This is a genomic window from Vibrio sp. 1401, assembly GCF_033340295.1.
Map to the genome: position 1 here is coordinate 1 of NZ_JAWOWF010000506.1, position 625 is coordinate 625.

Annotated in this window: 1 protein-coding gene and 1 pseudogene; both read left to right on the forward strand. The window is 47.8% G+C overall.

Features of this window, described 5'->3' with window-relative positions; translation table 11 throughout:
* Positions 1-504: PhoH family protein (locus R7Z77_RS26500; protein ID WP_318137192.1), on the forward strand; the 504-nt coding region annotated here is incomplete at its 5' end.
* Between the two features lie 2 nt (positions 505-506).
* A pseudogene (locus R7Z77_RS26505) lies at positions 507-625 on the forward strand (rRNA maturation RNase YbeY); the annotation flags it as partial.

A 625-nucleotide genomic window follows, 5' to 3' on the forward strand; every position in this document is an offset into this window, starting at 1 on the left:
CGTCCACTGTACGACGCATTATTCGAGATGCTAGGCTTCGAGCGAGTTGAAAAGCTGATTGAACGCAACGTTATAGAGGTCGCTCCTCTGGCATACATGCGCGGTCGTACGCTGAACGATGCTTTCATCATCTTAGATGAAAGTCAGAACACCACCGTTGAACAGATGAAAATGTTCCTGACTCGTATTGGTTTCAATTCGCGTGCGGTTATTACTGGTGACGTCACTCAGATCGACTTACCTCGTGGTGCGAAGTCAGGTCTTCGTCATGCGATTGAAGTGCTCAGTGAAGTCGACGACATCAGCTTTAACTTCTTCCAAGCAGATGACGTTGTTCGCCACCCTGTGGTTGCTCGCATCGTCAACGCCTACGAGAAGTGGGAAGCGCAAGATCAAAAAGAACGTAACGAGTCCGAGAAACGTCGCCGTGAAGAGCGTGATGCTAAACTGTTAGAAGCAGCGAAAGCAGAACTTAGCGCTCAAGTCGCTGCAACTAAGGAATAAAAATGGCAATTGAACTTGATCTGCAACTGGCAGTCGAAAATGAAGAAGGCTTACCTTCGCAGCAAGACTTCCAACTTTGGTTAGACAAGACCATCCCTCTTTTCCAACCTCAAGCAGAAGT